The organism is Halosimplex rubrum (assembly GCF_013415885.1).
GTDB classification, from domain to species: Archaea; Halobacteriota; Halobacteria; order Halobacteriales; family Haloarculaceae; genus Halosimplex; species Halosimplex rubrum.
This window is the reverse complement of sequence record NZ_CP058910.1, coordinates 1,733,322-1,749,554: the sequence shown is the minus strand read 5'-3', so window position 1 is coordinate 1,749,554 and position 16,233 is coordinate 1,733,322. Positions and strand designations below refer to the sequence as shown.

Annotated in this window: 14 protein-coding genes; 10 read left to right on the top strand and 4 right to left on the bottom strand. The window is 70.5% G+C overall.

The features are described from left to right. Window positions 1-54: 54 nt before the first annotated feature. The 5 genes from HZS55_RS08565 to HZS55_RS08545 all read left to right on the top strand — a co-directional run bounded on the left by HZS55_RS08565 (window position 55) and on the right by HZS55_RS08545 (window position 5,348). A complete protein-coding gene (locus HZS55_RS08565) occupies window positions 55-1,614 on the top strand; it encodes a glycoside hydrolase family 43 protein (protein ID WP_179911270.1) in 1,560 nt (519 codons plus the stop codon). A gap of 100 nt (window positions 1,615-1,714) precedes the next feature. Continuing rightward, window positions 1,715-2,890: a glycosyltransferase family 39 protein gene (locus tag HZS55_RS08560; protein ID WP_179911269.1), complete on the top strand. Its 1,176-nt coding sequence runs from the start codon at window positions 1,715-1,717 to the stop codon at window positions 2,888-2,890. A gap of 86 nt (window positions 2,891-2,976) precedes the next feature. Then, entirely contained in the window at window positions 2,977-3,564 is a 588-nt protein-coding gene (dcd, locus tag HZS55_RS08555; protein WP_179911268.1) for a dCTP deaminase, read from the top strand. 225 nt (window positions 3,565-3,789) lie between these two features. Continuing rightward, window positions 3,790-4,686, top strand: coding sequence for a thiamine-phosphate synthase family protein (locus HZS55_RS08550; protein WP_179911267.1), 897 nt, complete (start codon window positions 3,790-3,792; stop codon window positions 4,684-4,686). Then, window positions 4,686-5,348 (top strand): class I SAM-dependent methyltransferase, encoded by a 663-nt coding sequence (locus tag HZS55_RS08545; RefSeq protein WP_179911266.1) that lies wholly within the window; start codon window positions 4,686-4,688, stop codon window positions 5,346-5,348. Before HZS55_RS08550 ends, HZS55_RS08545 begins: the two co-directional genes overlap by 1 nt. A 34-nt stretch (window positions 5,349-5,382) precedes the next feature. On the opposite strand, the gene HZS55_RS08540 is transcribed toward HZS55_RS08545, so the two are convergent. Together HZS55_RS08540 and HZS55_RS08535 are read right to left on the bottom strand one after the other, a co-directional pair. Further along, window positions 5,383-6,639 carry a glycosyltransferase family 87 protein gene (locus HZS55_RS08540; protein ID WP_179911265.1) on the bottom strand — a complete coding sequence of 419 codons (1,257 nt, stop codon included), beginning with the start codon at window positions 6,637-6,639 and terminating at the stop codon, window positions 5,383-5,385. Between the two features lie 79 nt (window positions 6,640-6,718). Then, complete coding sequence (locus HZS55_RS08535; protein WP_179911264.1) at window positions 6,719-7,540, bottom strand: amidohydrolase family protein; 822 nt, start codon at window positions 7,538-7,540, stop codon at window positions 6,719-6,721. Between the two features lie 360 nt (window positions 7,541-7,900). On the opposite strand from HZS55_RS08535, the gene thsA reads away from it, so the two are divergent. Further along, window positions 7,901-9,457 carry a thermosome subunit alpha gene (thsA, locus tag HZS55_RS08530; RefSeq protein ID WP_179911263.1) on the top strand — a complete coding sequence of 519 codons (1,557 nt, stop codon included), beginning with the start codon at window positions 7,901-7,903 and terminating at the stop codon, window positions 9,455-9,457. A gap of 179 nt (window positions 9,458-9,636) precedes the next feature. Then, the gene (locus HZS55_RS08525; RefSeq protein ID WP_179911262.1) at window positions 9,637-11,004 is read left to right on the top strand and encodes an APC family permease; all 1,368 of its coding nucleotides are present in this window, start codon (window positions 9,637-9,639) and stop codon (window positions 11,002-11,004) included. Between the two features lie 50 nt (window positions 11,005-11,054). Here HZS55_RS08525 and HZS55_RS08520 read toward each other — a convergent pair whose 3' ends face one another. Next, on the bottom strand, window positions 11,055-11,594 hold the full coding sequence (locus HZS55_RS08520) for a nicotinamide-nucleotide adenylyltransferase (RefSeq protein WP_179911261.1): 540 nt from the start codon (window positions 11,592-11,594) through the stop codon (window positions 11,055-11,057). Window positions 11,595-11,992: 398 nt separating this feature from the next. Here HZS55_RS08520 and lonB point away from each other — a divergent pair, with 398 nt between their 5' ends. The 3 genes from lonB (at window position 11,993) to HZS55_RS08505 (ending at window position 15,715) form a co-directional block, all read left to right on the top strand. Beyond that, a complete protein-coding gene (gene lonB, locus HZS55_RS08515) occupies window positions 11,993-14,155 on the top strand; it encodes an ATP-dependent protease LonB (RefSeq protein WP_179911260.1) in 2,163 nt (720 codons plus the stop codon). Between the two features lie 95 nt (window positions 14,156-14,250). Beyond that, window positions 14,251-15,294 (top strand): CPBP family intramembrane glutamic endopeptidase, encoded by a 1,044-nt coding sequence (locus tag HZS55_RS22610; protein WP_246308394.1) that lies wholly within the window; start codon window positions 14,251-14,253, stop codon window positions 15,292-15,294. A gap of 43 nt (window positions 15,295-15,337) precedes the next feature. Beyond that, the gene (locus HZS55_RS08505) at window positions 15,338-15,715 is read left to right on the top strand and encodes a hypothetical protein (RefSeq protein WP_179911259.1); all 378 of its coding nucleotides are present in this window, start codon (window positions 15,338-15,340) and stop codon (window positions 15,713-15,715) included. A 3-nt stretch (window positions 15,716-15,718) separates the two neighbouring features. On the opposite strand, the gene HZS55_RS08500 is transcribed toward HZS55_RS08505, so the two are convergent. Next, window positions 15,719-16,180 (bottom strand): MGMT family protein, encoded by a 462-nt coding sequence (locus tag HZS55_RS08500; protein ID WP_179911258.1) that lies wholly within the window; start codon window positions 16,178-16,180, stop codon window positions 15,719-15,721. Window positions 16,181-16,233: the final 53 nt, after the last annotated feature.

Here is a 16,233-nt window from a genome sequence, read left to right as displayed (position 1 = left end):
CGGTACCAGCGAGCGTCCGCAGGAGTTACCACCTGCCGCGTCGAGCGGTGTGACGTGCCATCGAATCCCGTCCTACCCGGTTTCCACCCCGACCCGTCGGTCTGCCGGGTCGGCGAGACGTTCTACCTGACGACGAGTTCCTTCGAGTACTTCCCCGGACTCCCGCTGTACCGGAGCGAGAACCTGGCCGACTGGGAGCCGATCGGCCACGCGCTCACGCGCGAGTCGCAACTGGACACGCGCGACGCCCGGGCTTCCGGGGGGATCTTCGCGCCGACGCTCCGCGAGCACGAGGGCACCGTCTACCTCACGTCGACGAACACGAGCGGCGGCGGCCACTTCGTCGTCACCGCCGACGACCCCGCCGGAGAGTGGTCCGATCCCACGTACGTCGACGCTCCCGGCATCGACCCCGATCTGTTCTGGGACGGGGACGCCTGCTATTTCACCTACTTCACGACCGACGACGACCGGCGGGTCGAACAGGCCGAGATCGACCTCGAAACGGGCGAACTCGGCGAGGGGTACACGGTCTGGACCGGCCACGAGGACCCGAACGCCGAAGCCCCGCACCTCTACGAGCGCGACGGGACGTACTACCTCGTCGTCGCCGAGGGCGGTACCAGCACCGGCCACTCCGTGATGGTCGGTCGGAGCGACGACCCGACGGGCCCGTTCGAACCCCACCCCGAGAACCCGATCCTCACCCATCGCAGGGACTTCCACCACGACGTACACGCGGCGGGCCACGCCGACTTCGTCACCGACGCCGACGGGAACTGGTGGCTGGTCTGTCTGGGCACCCGCCCGCGCGGCGGGTTCCCCGGCTGGCACCACCTCGGCCGCGAGACGTTCCTCGCGCCCGTCGCCTGGGAGGGCGGCTGGCCGGTCGTCGCGGGCGAGGCACTCCCGACGGAGATCGACGGAGCGGCGCTGCCGGGCGACGGCGGGGCCGCTACCACCGAGTCCGCGGGTCGGTCCGGTCCCGCCCCGGTCGAACACACGGACACCGACTTCTCCGAGGGACGGGGTCACGAGTTCCTGTACCGCCGGACGCCCGACCGCGACCGCTACGCGTTCACCGACGGCGGGCTCGTTCTCCGGGGCGGCCCCGAGTCCCTGGACGAAAGGGGGACGACGCTCCTCTGCCGTCGGCAGACGAACTTCGACTGCCGGATCCGCGCCGACCTGGCGTTCGACCCCGATCCCGGCGAAGAGGCGGGACTGGCGCTCGTCATGGACGAACAGCACCACTACGAGGTCGGCGTCGTCCCCGCCGACGACGGTGACGGCGACCGCGGCGACACCGGCGACGGAGACGCCGACCGCGCCGAAGCCGTCGTCCGCCTCACGATCGGCGACGCCACGGACGTGCTCGCGCGCGAGCCCGTCGACGAGCGAGTGTCGCTCGGCGTCGACGCCACCGCCGAATCCTACGAGTTCCGCGTCGACGGCGAGGTCGTCGCCGACGCGCGGCCGAAGTACCTCGCGACGGAGGTCGCCGGCGGGTTCACCGGCGTGGTGGTCGGCCCGTACGCGGTCGCCGACGGCGGCCCGGCAGCGGCGACGCCCGCCCGGGTCGAGCGGTTCCGCTACGAGCCCGCGGACCGGTAACCGACGGGCGTCGACGTCGCGCCCCGCCGCGCGTCTCGCCTGAACCCTGCGGTCGCATGAAGAAGATTTTCAAGGGAGGGTGGTGTCAGCCACGCTACCGATGGTCCTCCGCCGCTCCAGCGTCCGCGACGCCCTCTCGGCGCCCCTCCCCGACGACGCGGGGGCGCGCGACGCCGGCATCATCTTCCTCGTCGCACTCGCGCTGCGCTCGTGGGTGTGGGCCGACATGGGCACCCACGTCGTCCGCGACGGCACCCGCTACCTGACGTGGTGCAACGACCTCTCGGCCGGGACCCTGTTCGGGACCCGAGCGCTCGCCTACTCCGGCTACTGGCTGCCCTACTGCGGGTGGCTGAAAGCGACCGGCGAGTGGGTCCACGGCTGGGTCGGCGTCCAGGTCGTCCTCTCGGCGCTCGCCTGCGTCCTCGTCTACGCCACCGGTCGCCACTTGGTCGGTCGGTCGGCGGGGCTCGCCGCCGGGGTCGCGCTCGCGCTCCAGTGGGAGGTGTATCGGTGGGTCGCTCGCCCCCAGTCGGAGTTCATGCTCACGTTCGCGCTCGCGCTCGCGCTGTGGCGCCTGGCGCACTACCACACGACGCCGACGACCCGCAACCGCCTGCTCGCGCTCGGGTCGCTGGGCTTCGTCGCGCTCGTCCGCCCGAACGGCCTGCCGATCGTCGGCGCGTACCTGCTCTACGACCTGCTGCCGGCGACCAGCGACCGCCGGCTGAACCTCGGGTTCCCCGCGAAGGTGAACCTCGGCATCGTCGGCGCGCTCGCGGCCGGGATCGCCTATCGCCTGCAGTTCGGCTGGGCGAAGGGGTCGATGCTGTACCACTGGCGCGAGGGGATAATCGTCACGCCGGAGCGGGTCGTCTACGGCTACGACCCCGCGACGGCCAGCGGCGTCGTCGACTTCTTCGTCGCCAACGCCGAACACGTCGTCGCTATCGCCGTCCTGCGCGGGCTGTGGTTCTTCTCGCCGGTGATGCCCGGCTGGTCGTCGAGCCACGCGCTGAAAGCCGGGCTCTCGCTGACCCCGCTGATGGTCCTCGCCGCGCTCGGGATCCGCGCGGCGATACGGCGCGAGGAATGGGACCTGCTCGCGCTGTGGGCGACGCCGCTGGCCGCGGTCGTCGTCACCGCGATGGGCATCTGGGTGGCCGGCTGGCGCAACTTCCTCGGTCCCGCCGTCGTCGTCTACGCCCTGTTCGCCGGCTACTACGTCTCGCTGACCGAGTGGCCGCGGCGCGTCCGCTCGCTGAGCCCGGTGTAACGCCGAACCCGGTGAGCCGTCGAAACCTCGGCGGGTCCACTACCGGCAATCGTGATGTTTTACCGCGAGCGGGGAGAGACGCTTGTATGATACTGTCGGACGCCGATATTCTACGACGCCTGGAGGCGGGGGATCTGGTGGTCGAACCCCTGGACGACCCGGACATCCAGATCCAGCCCGCCAGCGTCGACCTGCGGCTGGGCCGGGAGTTCCTGGAGTTCCAGCACGCCAACATCCCCTGTATCCACCCGACGAGCGAGAACGAGGTCGACGAGTACGTCGAGGAGACCGTCGTCGACGAGGACGGTGAGTTCATCCTCCACCCCGGCGACTTCGTGCTCGGGACCACCCACGAGCGCGTCGAGATCCCCGACGACCTCATCGCCCACGTCGAGGGCCGCTCCTCGCTGGGTCGGCTCGCCATCGTCGTCCACGCCACCGCGGGACTGTGCGACCCCGGATACAAGGGCCAGATCACGCTCGAACTCTCCAACCTCGGGACCGCTCCCGTGGCGCTCACCCCGGGGATGCGCATCTCCCAGCTGACCTTCACGGAACTGAAGACGCCCGCCGACCGCCCCTACGGCGAGGAACGCGGCTCGAAGTACCAGGACCAGTCCGGGCCGCAAGCGTCGAAGATCCAGGGCGACCGCGAGTTCGGAGGCGACCAGTGACGACCGCTTGGCGTGTCGGCACGGTGTCGGCGAGAAACGAGTTGGAGTTCGGAGGCGACCAGTGACGACCGCTTGGCGTGTCGGCACGGTGTCGGCGAGAAACGAGTTGGAGTTCGGAGGCGACCAGTGACGACCCCTTGGCGTGTCGGCACGATGTCGGCGAGAAACGAGTTGGAGTTCGGAGGCGACCAGTGACATGCTGGCGACAACGGCGGTGACCGACCGATGAAGTTCGTCGAGGAGGTCGTCGTCGACGAGTTCCTGCCGACGTTCCGGTCGATGCTCGCCGAGGCGCTGCGCGAGCGGGGGCTGACCCAGAGCGAGGTCGCGGAGCTGCTGGGTATCAGCCAGAGCGCCGTCTCGAAGTACGTCCACGGCGAGGTCGAGCGCAACGACCGGCTGCTCTCGGACCGGCGCCTGCGCGAGCTGGTCGAGCGCCTCGCCGAGGGGCTCGCGAGCGGCGAGATGAGCCCCGTCCAGGCGCTCGTCGAGGCGGAGGTGTTCGTCCGCCGGCTGGAGCAGGGCGACCTGCTCGCCCAGCTCCACGAGGCGGAGATGCCCGGCCTCGCCGAGTACGGCGACGACCGCTTCGCCATCCACGACCCCGAGAGCACGGTGCGAGCGGCCGAGCAGGTGCTGGCCTCGCTGCGACGGGGCGTGCGCATCCTGGAGAACACCGACGACTTCCCCGAGCTGGTGCCCGCCGTCGGGTCCAACCTCGTCGAGTGCCTCCCGGAGGCGGAGGGCATCGAGGACGTGGCCGCGGTGCCGGGGCGCATCCTCGACCTGGAGGGGACGACGGCCGTCCCGGGCGATCCCGAGTTCGGCGTCAGCGAGCACGTCGCGAGCGTGCTGTTGGCGGCCCGAGCGGGCGGGAGCGACGCCCGCGCGGCGCTGAACGTCCGCTACGACCCCGAGATCGTCGAGACGCTGACCGACGCGGGCTACACCGCCGTCGCGTTCGACGCCGAGCGCGACCTGACCGAGGCCGTCGCCGACGCGCTCGCCGAGTCGCCCGACGCCGACGTGCTCTATCAGACCGGCGGGTTCGGCGTCGAACCGATCGTCTACGTGCTGGGGGCGGACGGCCCGACCGCCGCCCGCGCGGTCAGAGAGCTGTAATGGCGAACGACACTCGGGCGACACAGGCGTTCTACGGCCGCTGGGCGAACGCCTACGACTGGCTGGCGACCGCGCCGGGCGTCGACTCCTGGCGCGACCGCGCCGCCGACCGGCTCGGGCTCGAACCCGGCGACACCGTCGTCGAGATGGGCTGTGGCACCGGCGCGAACTTCGCCCAGTTGCGCGAGCGCGTCGGCGCCGAGGGGCGGGTCGTCGGCGTCGACGTGACCCGCGAGATGCTCCGGCGGGCCAGCGAGCGCGTCGACCGCGCCGGCTGGGACAACGTCCACCTCGTGCAGGCCGACGCCCGACGGCCGCCGGTCGACGGCCCCGTCGACGCCGTGCTGGCGACGTTCGTCGTCGGGATGTTCGCCGACCCCCGCCCCGCGGTCGAGCGGTGGATCGAGACGCTCGCGCCCGGCGGGCGGATCGCCCTGCTCAACGCCGGCCGCTCCGAGCGACGGGTCGCCGCGCCGCTGAACCTGGGTTTCCGCGCGTTCGTCCGGCTGGCCGCCCCCGGCGACGGGCGCGTCTCCCCCGTGGAGAGCCTGGAGCGACGGGTGGCGACCGCCCGCGACGCCGTCTACTCGGGCTGTGTCGACCACGGCTTCGAGGCGTTCGGGCTGGGGTACCTGGGGCTCGCGTGGGGCGAGCGGGCGTGAGTCAGGGGACTGAGACCGAGGGTGAACGACCGGGTCAGTCGTCGCCGACGACCGCGCGGAGCGGCGCGGGGACCGACAGCGCACCGGACTCGACGCGGTAGACGAGACAGCCGGCGAGGGTGAGCAGGCTCCCCCACAGCACCGGCGTCCCGAGGCGGAGCACCGGGAGCGCGGCGTCCAGTATCGCCTGTGCGGTCGCGGGATCGAGCGGGAGCGCCCGGACGGTCTCCCGGAGGGTACCGTACGACAGCGAGACGTTGGCCAGCAGCGCGCCGGCGACGAACAGCTGGCGGCCGCGACCCGCGGGGAGGTCGTACAGGAGGACCACGAGCGAGAACGCAGTGTAGGCGTAGTACAGCAACAGCGACGGGAAGGCGAGCACCATCGCGACCAGCGTCCCGTGGACGGCGACGTGGCGGTCGGTGACGGTCCGCGGGCGGTAGTACAGCGCGGCGAGGACGGGCGCCAGCAGCGCCGCCGCGCCGACGGCGTACCAGACCGGGTCGACGTTCGGGAACACCACCGACAGCGGCCGACGGAGCGTCACGAAGCTCTTGCCCGGCGCGAGCCCGCCCACGAAGTCGGCCGTCTCCCGCTGGGGGAGCAGGGCGGCGGTGACGTACGTCCGGGTGGTGTCGACCCCGAAGACGAGCAGTCCCAGACCGAACAGGCTCGCGGCGGTGCCGACCGCGGCCGCGATGGCGCGCCACGCGCGCCGGCGGAGCAACCACAGGCCGACGACCGCGGGGAACACCTTCACGAACGCGGGGACCGCGAGCGCGACGCCCGCTCTGCCCTCCCGGTCGCGAGCGAGCCAGACGAACCCGGCGACCAGCGCGAGCGCGAGCGCGTGGTTCACCTGCCCGTAGCCCAGCGACGGGGCCGAGGCGGCCGAGGCGAGCAGGAACGCGAACAGGAGGGCCCGTTCGAGACGGCCCACGTCGTAGCCCAGCGACTCGACGTACCCCGCGAGCAGTCGCGCGGCGACGGCGCTGGCGGCGACGGAGACGGCCGTCATGGCGAGGAAGCCGGGGACCCAGCTCTCGGCGAGGGCGGACGGGAGGAAGGCGACGACGGCGGCGGGCGGGTAGACGTAGTGGTAGCCGCTGTCGGCAGGCGTGACGGCGTAGAAGTCCCGACCCGCCAGCGCGGCCTCGGCGGCGACGTGGTAGACGCGGTAGTTGAGCCCGAACGTCCCGGGCCGGTTGACGGCGTAGTTGACCAGTATCGCGACCCCGAGGAGCGCGCCGGTCGCGAACACCGCCAACGCGTCCCTGCTTCGGTCGGTCACGCTCACGGGTGCGCAGTCGGGGGGCTTGTGCGTGTCGGATCGGTGACAGCGACCGCGGGGCGGGGATCGACCGCGGCGGTCACCCGTCGCCGGCGGGTGCGAGCGCGTCGAAGACGCGGCCGGGGTTGTTCGAGAAGACCTTCGTCATGGCGTCCTCGGGCACGTCGAGGGTGAGCACTTCCATGACCGCGACGTTGGGGTGGGCAGCGGGCGACCCGCTGCCGAAACAGACCCGGTCGGGGTGTTCCATGATCGCCCGCTCCAGCGGGTCGCGGTAGCGGACGAAGCTCGTGTCGAGATACAGCGACGAGGAGTGGTCGAGCATGTCGATGCTGCGCTCCATCAGCTCCCGGTCGAGCGGGTGGCCGCCGAAGTGGGCGAGGACGACCGGGAAGTCGTACTCCAGCAGCGTCGCCTCGACCGCTTCGGGCGGGAAGTCGCGGCCGCCGTGGACGATGGTCGGCAGGCCCACGTCGGCCAGTCCCGCCAGCACTTCCTCGTCGGGGAGCCCGTCGCGAGCGGGGTGGAGTTTGAAGCCGACGAAGCGGTCGTCGTAGGCGTACTGCTCGACGTCCTCGGGGGAGGTGTGGTGGTCCCCGCGGCGGGCGGTGAGGTTCCGGAGTTTCGCCGCGGTCGTGTCTCCGGGGTCGCGAGCGCCGTCGATGCGGGCGACGGCGACGAACGGCCGGCCGACGCTCATCCGCGCGACGGCGTTGTTCGCCGGGAGGTAGTTGCCGTCGCGCGCGCTCGGGAACACCAGCGACCGGACGACGCCGGCCTGGTGCATCTCCCGCTCCAGCCGTTCGGGGTCACCCAGCCCCTCCCGCTGACGGCGGTCCTCGTCCGGCTCCAGCCGCGCGTGTACGTCGACCACCCGGAACCCGTGCTCCAGCTCCAGCATTCACCCTACCATGTGTGGAGGTGGTTGAAACGGTTGTCGGAGCGAACGGGCGAGTGGTCGGACCGGTGTTCGGACTCGTCGCCCTCGGGTCACTCCGTGAGGCGTCCTCCGGTCACGCCTCGCCTGGTTCGAACACGCCCGACAGCACGCGCCGACCGCACCGCGTCGACCGACTCCTCACGCCCGGATCCGACGACGAACCACCACCCTGCTTCATCCTATTTAAACGCTTCCCGGGAAATCGAATGGTGACCCCTCACACACCGCTGGCGGTGGTTGTGGGGGGTGCTTGGAAAGTTTTATATAGAACCGCTAACGATGAATAGATGAAACTCAACCATGTCATCTGGCCAGCGACGCATGGGTGGACAGCCGATGTTCATCCTCAACGAGGACAGTGAACGCACGCAAGGCAAGGACGCTCAGAGCTCCAACATCACGGCCGGGAAGGCCGTCAGCGAGTCCGTACGGACCACACTCGGTCCGCGCGGCATGGACAAGATGCTCGTCTCCGACGGCGGCGACGTCGTCATCACGAACGACGGCGCGACCATCCTTGACGAGATGGACATCGAGCACCCGGCCGCGCAGATGATCTCCGAGGTCGCCGAGACCCAGGAGACCGAGGTCGGCGACGGGACGACCACCGCCGCGGTGCTCGCCGGCGAGCTCCTCAGCCAGGCCGAGGACCTGCTCGACGACGACGTCCACCCGACGACCATCGTCGAAGGGTACTACGCCGCCCTCTCGATGGCCCACGAGGCCATCGACGAGATCAAGCTCGACGAGGAGCTCGACGACGACCTCCTCGAGACCGTCGCCCGCTCGTCGATGACCGGCAAGGGCACCGGCGACGTCTCCGCCGAGCGCCTCGCCGAGACCGTCGTCGACGCCGTCCGCCGCGTCGCCGACGACGACGGCGTCGTCCGCGACAACATCACCGTCTACACGCAGACGGGCTCGTCCTCGTCGGCGACCCGGCTGGTCGACGGCGTCCTCGTCGACGAGGAGCCGGTCCACGACAACATGCCGACCAGCTTCGAGGACCCGCAGATCGCCTTCGTCAACGACGACATCGAGGTCCAGGAGGCCTCCATCGACGCCGAGTACAACGTCTCCAGCGTCGACGACCTCAACACCGCCATCGAGGCCGAGGAGTCGGAACTCCGCGGCTACGCCGAGCACGTCCTCGATCTGGGCGTCGACGTGCTGTTCGTCGACGGCGACGTGGCCGACCAGGTCGCAGCGATCCTCGCGAAGAACGGCGTCGCCGCCTTCGAGGTCGGCGACGACGAGGGCGACGAGCTCGCCCACGCGACCGGCCTCTCGCGGGCCGCCGGCGTCAACGAGCTCGAAGCCGACGACCTCGGTTCCGCCGGCTCCATCAGCGTCGAGAAGTTCGGTGACGACTACGTCACCTTCGTCGAAGACGGCGCGGCCGGTCAGTCGGTCACCGTCTTCGCCCGCGGCGGCACCGAGCACGTCACCGACGAGCTCGAACGCGTCCTCGGCGACGCGCTCGACGTCGTGACGGCCGCCCTCGACAAGGGCGGCGTCGTCCCCGGCGCCGGCGCCACCGAGATCGCGGTCGCCGACCACATCCGTAGCGAGGCCGCCAGCGTCGAGGGCCGCAAGCAGCTGGCCGTCGAGGCCTTCGCCGACGCCGTCGACGTGCTCCCGCGCACGCTCGCCGAGAACACGGGCATGGACCCCATCGACGCGCTGGTCGACCTGCGCGCCGAGTACGAGAGCGAGGGCATCGCCGGCATCATCTCCGAGGGCCAGACCGGCGTCATCGACGACCCCGTCGAGCTGGGCGTCCTCGACCCCGTCGCCGTCAAGGACGAGGCCGTCGAGAGCGCCACCGAGGCCGCGACGATGATCGTCCGCATCGACGACGTCATCTCCGCGAGCTAAGCGCCGCGACCCGAAGCGAGCCGACCGTCCCGCTGTCGGTTCTCGAACACATCCCGAATTTTATCGACCACACCCGAACAGCAGCGGCTCCCGCCGTTCGCCGGCGTCACGATCCGGTCGGCGCGTGGGCCTCGCCGACGCCACTTTCAACCGACTGAGACCCGAAGGCCGACCCAGCCGTGTCCAGCGAGCAACTCGGCCTCACCGAGAGCGTGTCGATGGCGCTGGGCGGCATGATCGGCGGTGGGATCTACGCCGTCCTGGGCGTGGTCACCGGGATCACCGGCCCGGCGACGTGGGTATCGTTCTGCCTCGCGGGCGTGGTCGCCGCCTGCGCGGGCTACTCCTACAACGCGCTCAACGACGTGGACGACGAGAATCAGGGCGGGTCGGTCTCGTTCGTCCAGTCGTTCGTCGGCAACTCCACGCTCGCGGGGATGGCCGGCTGGACGCTCCTCTTCGGCTACGTCGGGTCGATGGCGATGTACGCCTTCGCCTTCGGCGAGTTCACCGTCGCCTTGGGCGGCGTCCCCGACAGCGTCGGCGCGGTCCCGCTCCGACCGGTCGTCTCCGTGGCCGCCGTCGCCGGGTTCGTCGGGTTGAACCTGCTGGGCGCGCAAGCGACCGGGAGCGCCGAGAACGTCCTCGTCGCCGCGAAGGTGGGCGTCCTCGTCGCCTTCGGCGTCGGCGGCATCGCCTACGTCGCCCTCGGCTCCGACGGCGCGACGCTCTCGCTCGGGTTCTCCCGGCTCACCTCGTTCGGGCCGGTCGTCGCGGCGGCGGTCTCGTTCGTCGCCTTCCAGGGGTGGCAGCTGCTCTTCTACGACCAGGAGAGCATCGAGAACCCCGTCGAGACCATCCGGAAGGCGGTGTACGTCTCGATCCCGGTGGCGGTACTCATCTACGGGATGGTCGCCGTCGTCACCATCGCGCTGGCGCCCGAGGCGCTGCGGTCGCACCCCCACACGGCGCTGGCGGACGCCGCCGGCGCGATCACGGAGTCGTTCGGGCTACGGCGGGCCGGCGCGCTCGTCATCTCGCTGTCGGCGCTGTTCTCGACGGGGTCGGCGATCAACGCGACGCTGTTCTCGACGGGTCACTTCGCGAAGGGGATGCTCTCCGACGACCTGCTCCCCGACCGGATCGGGGACTCGGAAGCCGAGGGGATCCCGACACGGACGCTGCTCGTCCTCGGGGGCGTCACGGCGGCGTTCGCGGCGATCGGGAGTCTCGGCGGGATCACCGCCTTCGCCTCGGTCGCGTTCATTGTCGTCTTCGGGTCGATGAGCTACCTCGCGCTGCGCGAGCGCGACCGCGACCGGATCGACCCCGTCCCGCCCGCCGTCGGACTGGTCGGGACGGCCGCGTTCCTGCCGCTCCTCTTCTGGCACCTCTACACGAACCAGCGCCACACGTTCTACGTCGTGGTGGTCGTCTCGGTCGTCGCCGTCGCCGTCGAGTTGCTGTACTTCGAGCGCGACGCGATCGAGGAGGAGGTCGAGTCGGTCGAACCCGAGTTCGTCGAGGAGCGGTCGCCGTTCCGGTAGGCCCTCGTGGGGGTCGCGCCCGTCTCCGGTTCGTCGTTCTCGTCTCCGGTTCAGTCGTCCTCGCCGCTCTCCCAGCGCTCGGAGACGTCGTCCTTAGCGATCGTCCGGAGTCGCTGGACGCCGCTGAACTCGTCGATCACCTCGGCGACCACGTCGGGGACGCGGTCGGTCCAGGTGTCGTCGGCGAGCATCCGGTCGCGGATGTCGCTGCCCTCCAGGCGGTCGCGGTCGAACATGGGGGAGTCGCGCACCTCGATGCCCCGTTCCTCGAACAGCTGGACGACCAGCGGGTTGTTCGAGTACGCCACGTCGAAGGACGGGGACATGCTCTGGATGTGGCTGACCCAGACGGCGTTGCGGTCGATGTCCTCGATGGGGACGACGTAGGTGGGCACGTCCACGTCGCGGACGGCCTTGCTCACCATCATCACGCGTTCGCCCGCGGTGAAGGGGTTGCGGACGGTGTGGGACACGTCCGCGCTCCCGATGCCGAGGACGAGTTCGTCCACCTCGTCGACGATGTGGTCGACCATCGCCCGGTGGCCGTTGTGGAACGGCTGGAAGCGCCCGATGTAGAACCCGCGCGTCATACGGCTTCCTGTGCGGAGCGGGCACATTAACCCCCGTGACTCGCCTCGTCGAGCGGGGCCCGTGCTCGTCGGCCCGCCCACGATCCCACGGCTGTCGCCCGCCCGACGGCCGATCTGGGGCGACGGACGACCCCGCTCCGCCCCGCGCGCCAACCCTATAGTAGAATTTGAAAGACATCGCTCGGATGACCGCACGCAGTCGTGCGGTCGACCGAGCAAACGCTTTCAAATTCTACTATAGATACCCCCTGTTTTTTCCGGACTGACCGGTAGGAGCCGTGTACTCCGAGGCAGCCGATACCGCCAACGTCCGGCGGTTTGAGCGCGTTATCGGGACGCGCTGTGGGAGAAAGTATATCAATAAACAGCCCTTGGCTTCTGATGTCAGAATCGTTTATATGAGTGAGAATATCGACACCGACGATCCGTCCGCAGACGACGCGGACGAGACCGAGGAGGTCGGCGTGGCCGAGGAGGCGCCGGACTCGACCCCCGACGAGCGGGGCGAAGAGCCGGGGCCGTCGGCCGACGCCGAGGGCGGCGACGAGTCGGGTACCGACGAGTCCGGGGACGGCGAGTCCGCCGTCGCGGTCGACGGCGACGACAGTCTCGGCAGCACGGTCGAGATCGACGACGAGGCCGTCGTCAAGGACGCCGACGAGGCCGCCGACGAGGACCTGCTCGGCGGGCTCGACATCGAGACCACGGCGGACATCGAGGTGCCCGACCGGCTGGTCGACCAGGTCATCGGACAGGACCACGCCCGCGACGTGGTGCTGAAGGCGGCCAAACAGCGCCGCCACGTGATGATGATCGGCTCGCCGGGGACGGGCAAGTCGATGCTGGCGAAGGCGATGAGCCAGCTGCTCCCCAAGGAGGAGCTGCAGGACGTGCTCGTCTACCACAACCCCGACGACGGCAACGAGCCGAAGATCCGCACCGTGCCGGCGGGGAAGGGCGAACAGATCGTCGACGCGCACAAGGAGGAGGCGCGCAAGCGCAACCAGATGCGGTCGTTCCTGATGTGGATCATCATCGCGATCATCATCGGGTACGCGCTGCTCATCCAGGGGTCGGTCCTCCTGGGTATCCTCGCGGCCGGCGTCGTCTATCTCGCCTTCCGCTACGGCTCGCGGGGCAACGACGCGATGATCCCGAACCTGCTGGTCAACAACGCCAACCAGCAGACCGCGCCGTTCGAGGACGCCACCGGCGCCCACGCCGGCGCGCTGCTGGGCGACGTGCGCCACGACCCGTTCCAGTCCGGCGGCATGGAGACGCCCAGCCACGACCGCGTCGAGGCCGGCGACATCCACAAGGCCAACAAGGGCGTGCTGTTCGTCGACGAGATCAACACGCTCGACATCCGCAGCCAGCAGAAGCTGATGACGGCCATCCAGGAGGGCGAGTTCTCGATCACGGGCCAGTCCGAGCGCTCCTCGGGCGCGATGGTCCAGACCGAGCCCGTCCCGACGGACTTCATCATCGTCGCGGCCGGGAACCTCGACGCCATGGAGAACATGCACCCGGCCCTGCGCTCGCGTATCAAGGGGTACGGGTACGAGGTGTACATGGACGACACCATCGACGACGAGCCCGAGATGCGCCGGAAGTACTCCCGGTTCGTCGCCCAGGAGGTCGAGAAGGACGGCCGTCTGCCCCACTACACCGAGGAGGCCGTCGAGGAGGTCATCCTCGAGGCTCGCCGCCGTTCCGGCCGCAAGGGCCACCTCTCGCTGAAGCTCCGTGACCTCGGTGGGCTGGTCCGCGTCGCGGGCGACATCGCCCGCGCCGAGGACAAGGAGTTCACCGAACGGGAGGACGTGCTCCAGGCGAAAAAGCGCTCCCGGTCGATCGAGCAACAGCTCGCGGACAACTACATCGAACGGCGCAAGGACTACGAGCTCACCGTCAACCAGGGCGACGTGGTCGGCCGCGTCAACGGCCTCGCGGTCATGGGCGAGGACAGCGGGATCGTCCTCCCGGTCATGGCCGAGGTCACGCCGTCGCAGGGCCCCGGTCAGGTCATCGCGACCGGTCAGCTCAAGGAGATGGCCGAGGAGGCGGTCCAGAACGTCTCGGCTATCATCAAGAAGTTCAGCGACGAGGACATCTCCGAGCGGGACGTCCACATCCAGTTCGTCCAGGCCGGGGAGGGCGGCGTCGACGGCGACTCCGCCTCCATCACGGTCGCGACGGCCGTCATAAGCGCGCTGGAAGACGTGCCCGTCGAGCAGAACCTCGCGATGACCGGCTCGCTGTCGGTCCGCGGGGACGTGCTCCCGGTCGGCGGCGTCACGCACAAGATCGAGGCGGCGGCGAAGTCCGGCCTCGACACGGTCATCATCCCCAAGGCCAACGAGCAGGACGTGATGATCGAGGACGAGTTCAAAGACCAGATCGAGATCGTCCCCGTCCAGCACATCTCCGAGGTGCTGGAGGTCGCGCTGGCGGGCGAGCCCGAGAAGGACGGGCTCGTCGACCGCCTCAAGTCCATCACGGGCAAGGCGCTCGAACAGCGCGAGGTCGGTCAGACCGGCGGTTCGCCGAGCCCGCAGTAGTCGCGGCGCTTCGGCCCGACGCCGCTCGTTCGACCCGCGAATTCGCTTTCTTCGGCTCCGAAACGACTTTCGACCGCCGAGTCCCAACTCCGGGTGTGACGCTCTCGCCGGCCGTCGGTCGCGCCCTCCAGACGCTGCCCGTCCCCGAGACGGATCTGGCCGGGTTCGCCTGGCTCGTCGCCGTCGTCCTGGCGGGCTTTCTGATACTCGCGCGGCTCTCGCAGGGCGTCGCCGACGGCGACGAGGCGGACGGCGACCACGGGGACGACGATTCGAGCCCCGAGCGGCCGCATTCGACGGGACAGACGGGATTCGGCGGTCGCGAGATAAACGCGGCCGAACGGGGGATCACCGGTGACGGCGACCGCGACGGGGACGAAGACGCGCCGGAGTCGTCGCCGGTCGCGCACCCGCTGGCGCCCGACGGGGCGCTGGGGCCGACCGAGGACGCCGATCGGCTCCGCGACGCCGACGGGGGCGCGGCGGATCGCCCGGTCGAACCCGCCGTCGCACGCAACGTCCGGGAGGACCCGGCGATGTCGCCCGGTTTGCTCCTGCTGAACGTGGCGCTCACGCAGGGGCTGTTCGGCGCGATCCTCGCGGGCGGGGTCTGGTACTTCGGCGTTCCGCTGGACGTACTGGGAGTCGGCGGCGACGCGCTCTCGACGGGGCTGCCGGCGCTTCTGGTCGGTGTCGTCTTCGGAGTCGTCCTCTGGGTCGGCAACGAACTCGCCTCCGGGCTGGCGGCGGCCTCGGGCGCGGACTACGACGAGGGACTGCGCGAGCTACTCGCGCCGGAGGGGGTCCGCGGCTGGGGGCTGTTGCTGGGGGCGACGCTGCCGACCATCGCGGTGGTCGAGGAGTTCGTCTTCCGGGCGGCGGTCGTCGGCGCGGTGACGCCGGCGGCCGGTACCTCCCCCTGGGTTCTCGCCGTCGTCTCCTCGGTCGCGTTCGCGCTCGGCCACGGCGCCCAGGGTCGCGTGGGCGTGCTCGTCACCGGCGGCCTGGGCTTCGCGCTCGCGGCCGGGTTCGTCCTGACCGATAGCCTGCTCGTCGTCGTCGTCGCCCACTACCTCGTCAACGCGCTGGAGTTTCTGGCTCACGAGGGACTGGGCCTCCCCGACCCGGTGTGGTCCTGAGCGGAGCGCCACCGTTTTCTGACAACGGGGTGACCGGTCGCGTATGGACGTCGACGACGCGCTCGTCCGTCGCGCGACGCTCGCGGGGTGGGCGCTGCTCGCGCTGGCGTGGTTCGCGGTCGCCGTGACCGACTCGACGGGCGGCCTGGCGTTCGCGCCGGCCGACCTCGCGGTGGGGCTCGCGCTCGTCCTCGGGGGCGTCGGCGCGGTGGCCGTCGCCGCGACGGGCGCGCAGGCGCGCCTGCTCGCCGGCGGGCTGCTCGTCGCCGGCGGAACGGCACTGGTGCTGTCGGCGGTCGGTGTCGGGTGGTCGCCGGTCGAAACGGGCACGCTCTCGCTGGTGGCGGACCTGGCGATCCTCGCCGCGCTGTTGCTGGTCCTCTCGAATCGGGCGGGCGACGCGGACGACGCGGCGGCCTGACGCTTAGAGCCCTTCGAGCGAGCGCAGGCGCTGTTCGACCTCCGCAGGGGCGGCGCTGGGACCGTCGCGGACGCGGTGGTCCGGGATGAGCAGCGGCGCGGGGTTGTCGGCCAGCGCGCTGCGAGCGGTGCGCACGTCTTCCTCGTCGTCGGGGTCGCCCTCGGCCGTCATCCGGACGAGCTGGGCGACGTTCACCTGTTCGCCGTGGGGAATCTCCCGGACCGCCTCGAGCACCGCACGGCGGTCGGTCGGGACCGTCAGCGCGACGGTCACGTCGGTGAAGTCGTCGTCCCCGCCGGCGAGGTACTCCTCGATCCGGTCGAGCAGTGCGTGGTCGACGGCCGCGTCGTCGTCGGGCGCGTTCGGGAACGACAGCGAGAGTACCCGTCCCTGCGCTTCTCCGAACTGGACGTGTCGGTCGAGATACGATGACTCCCGCGCGTAGATCCCCGCCTCCTCGTTCATAGCACCACCTCCGTCCGGTCGGAACTTGAAGATTCGTCCCGCGCGCGCCAGCC

Excerpts from the sequence above, each read along its gene's own strand:
- HZS55_RS08535 (WP_179911264.1), bottom strand. The coding sequence starts at position 7,540 with ATGCTGGAGCTGGAGCACGGGTTCCGGGTGGTCGACGTACACGCGCGG.
- HZS55_RS08520 (WP_179911261.1), bottom strand. The coding sequence starts at position 11,594 with ATGACGCGCGGGTTCTACATCGGGCGCTTCCAGCCGTTCCACAACGGC.
- HZS55_RS08545 (WP_179911266.1), top strand. The coding sequence starts at position 4,686 with ATGGCGAACGACACTCGGGCGACACAGGCGTTCTACGGCCGCTGGGCG.
- thsA (WP_179911263.1), top strand. The coding sequence starts at position 7,901 with ATGGGTGGACAGCCGATGTTCATCCTCAACGAGGACAGTGAACGCACG.
- HZS55_RS08560 (WP_179911269.1), top strand. The coding sequence starts at position 1,715 with ATGGTCCTCCGCCGCTCCAGCGTCCGCGACGCCCTCTCGGCGCCCCTC.
- lonB (WP_179911260.1), top strand. The coding sequence starts at position 11,993 with ATGAGTGAGAATATCGACACCGACGATCCGTCCGCAGACGACGCGGAC.
- HZS55_RS08550 (WP_179911267.1), top strand. The coding sequence starts at position 3,790 with ATGAAGTTCGTCGAGGAGGTCGTCGTCGACGAGTTCCTGCCGACGTTC.
- HZS55_RS08500 (WP_179911258.1), bottom strand. The coding sequence starts at position 16,180 with ATGAACGAGGAGGCGGGGATCTACGCGCGGGAGTCATCGTATCTCGAC.
- HZS55_RS08505 (WP_179911259.1), top strand. The coding sequence starts at position 15,338 with ATGGACGTCGACGACGCGCTCGTCCGTCGCGCGACGCTCGCGGGGTGG.
- dcd (WP_179911268.1), top strand. The coding sequence starts at position 2,977 with ATGATACTGTCGGACGCCGATATTCTACGACGCCTGGAGGCGGGGGAT.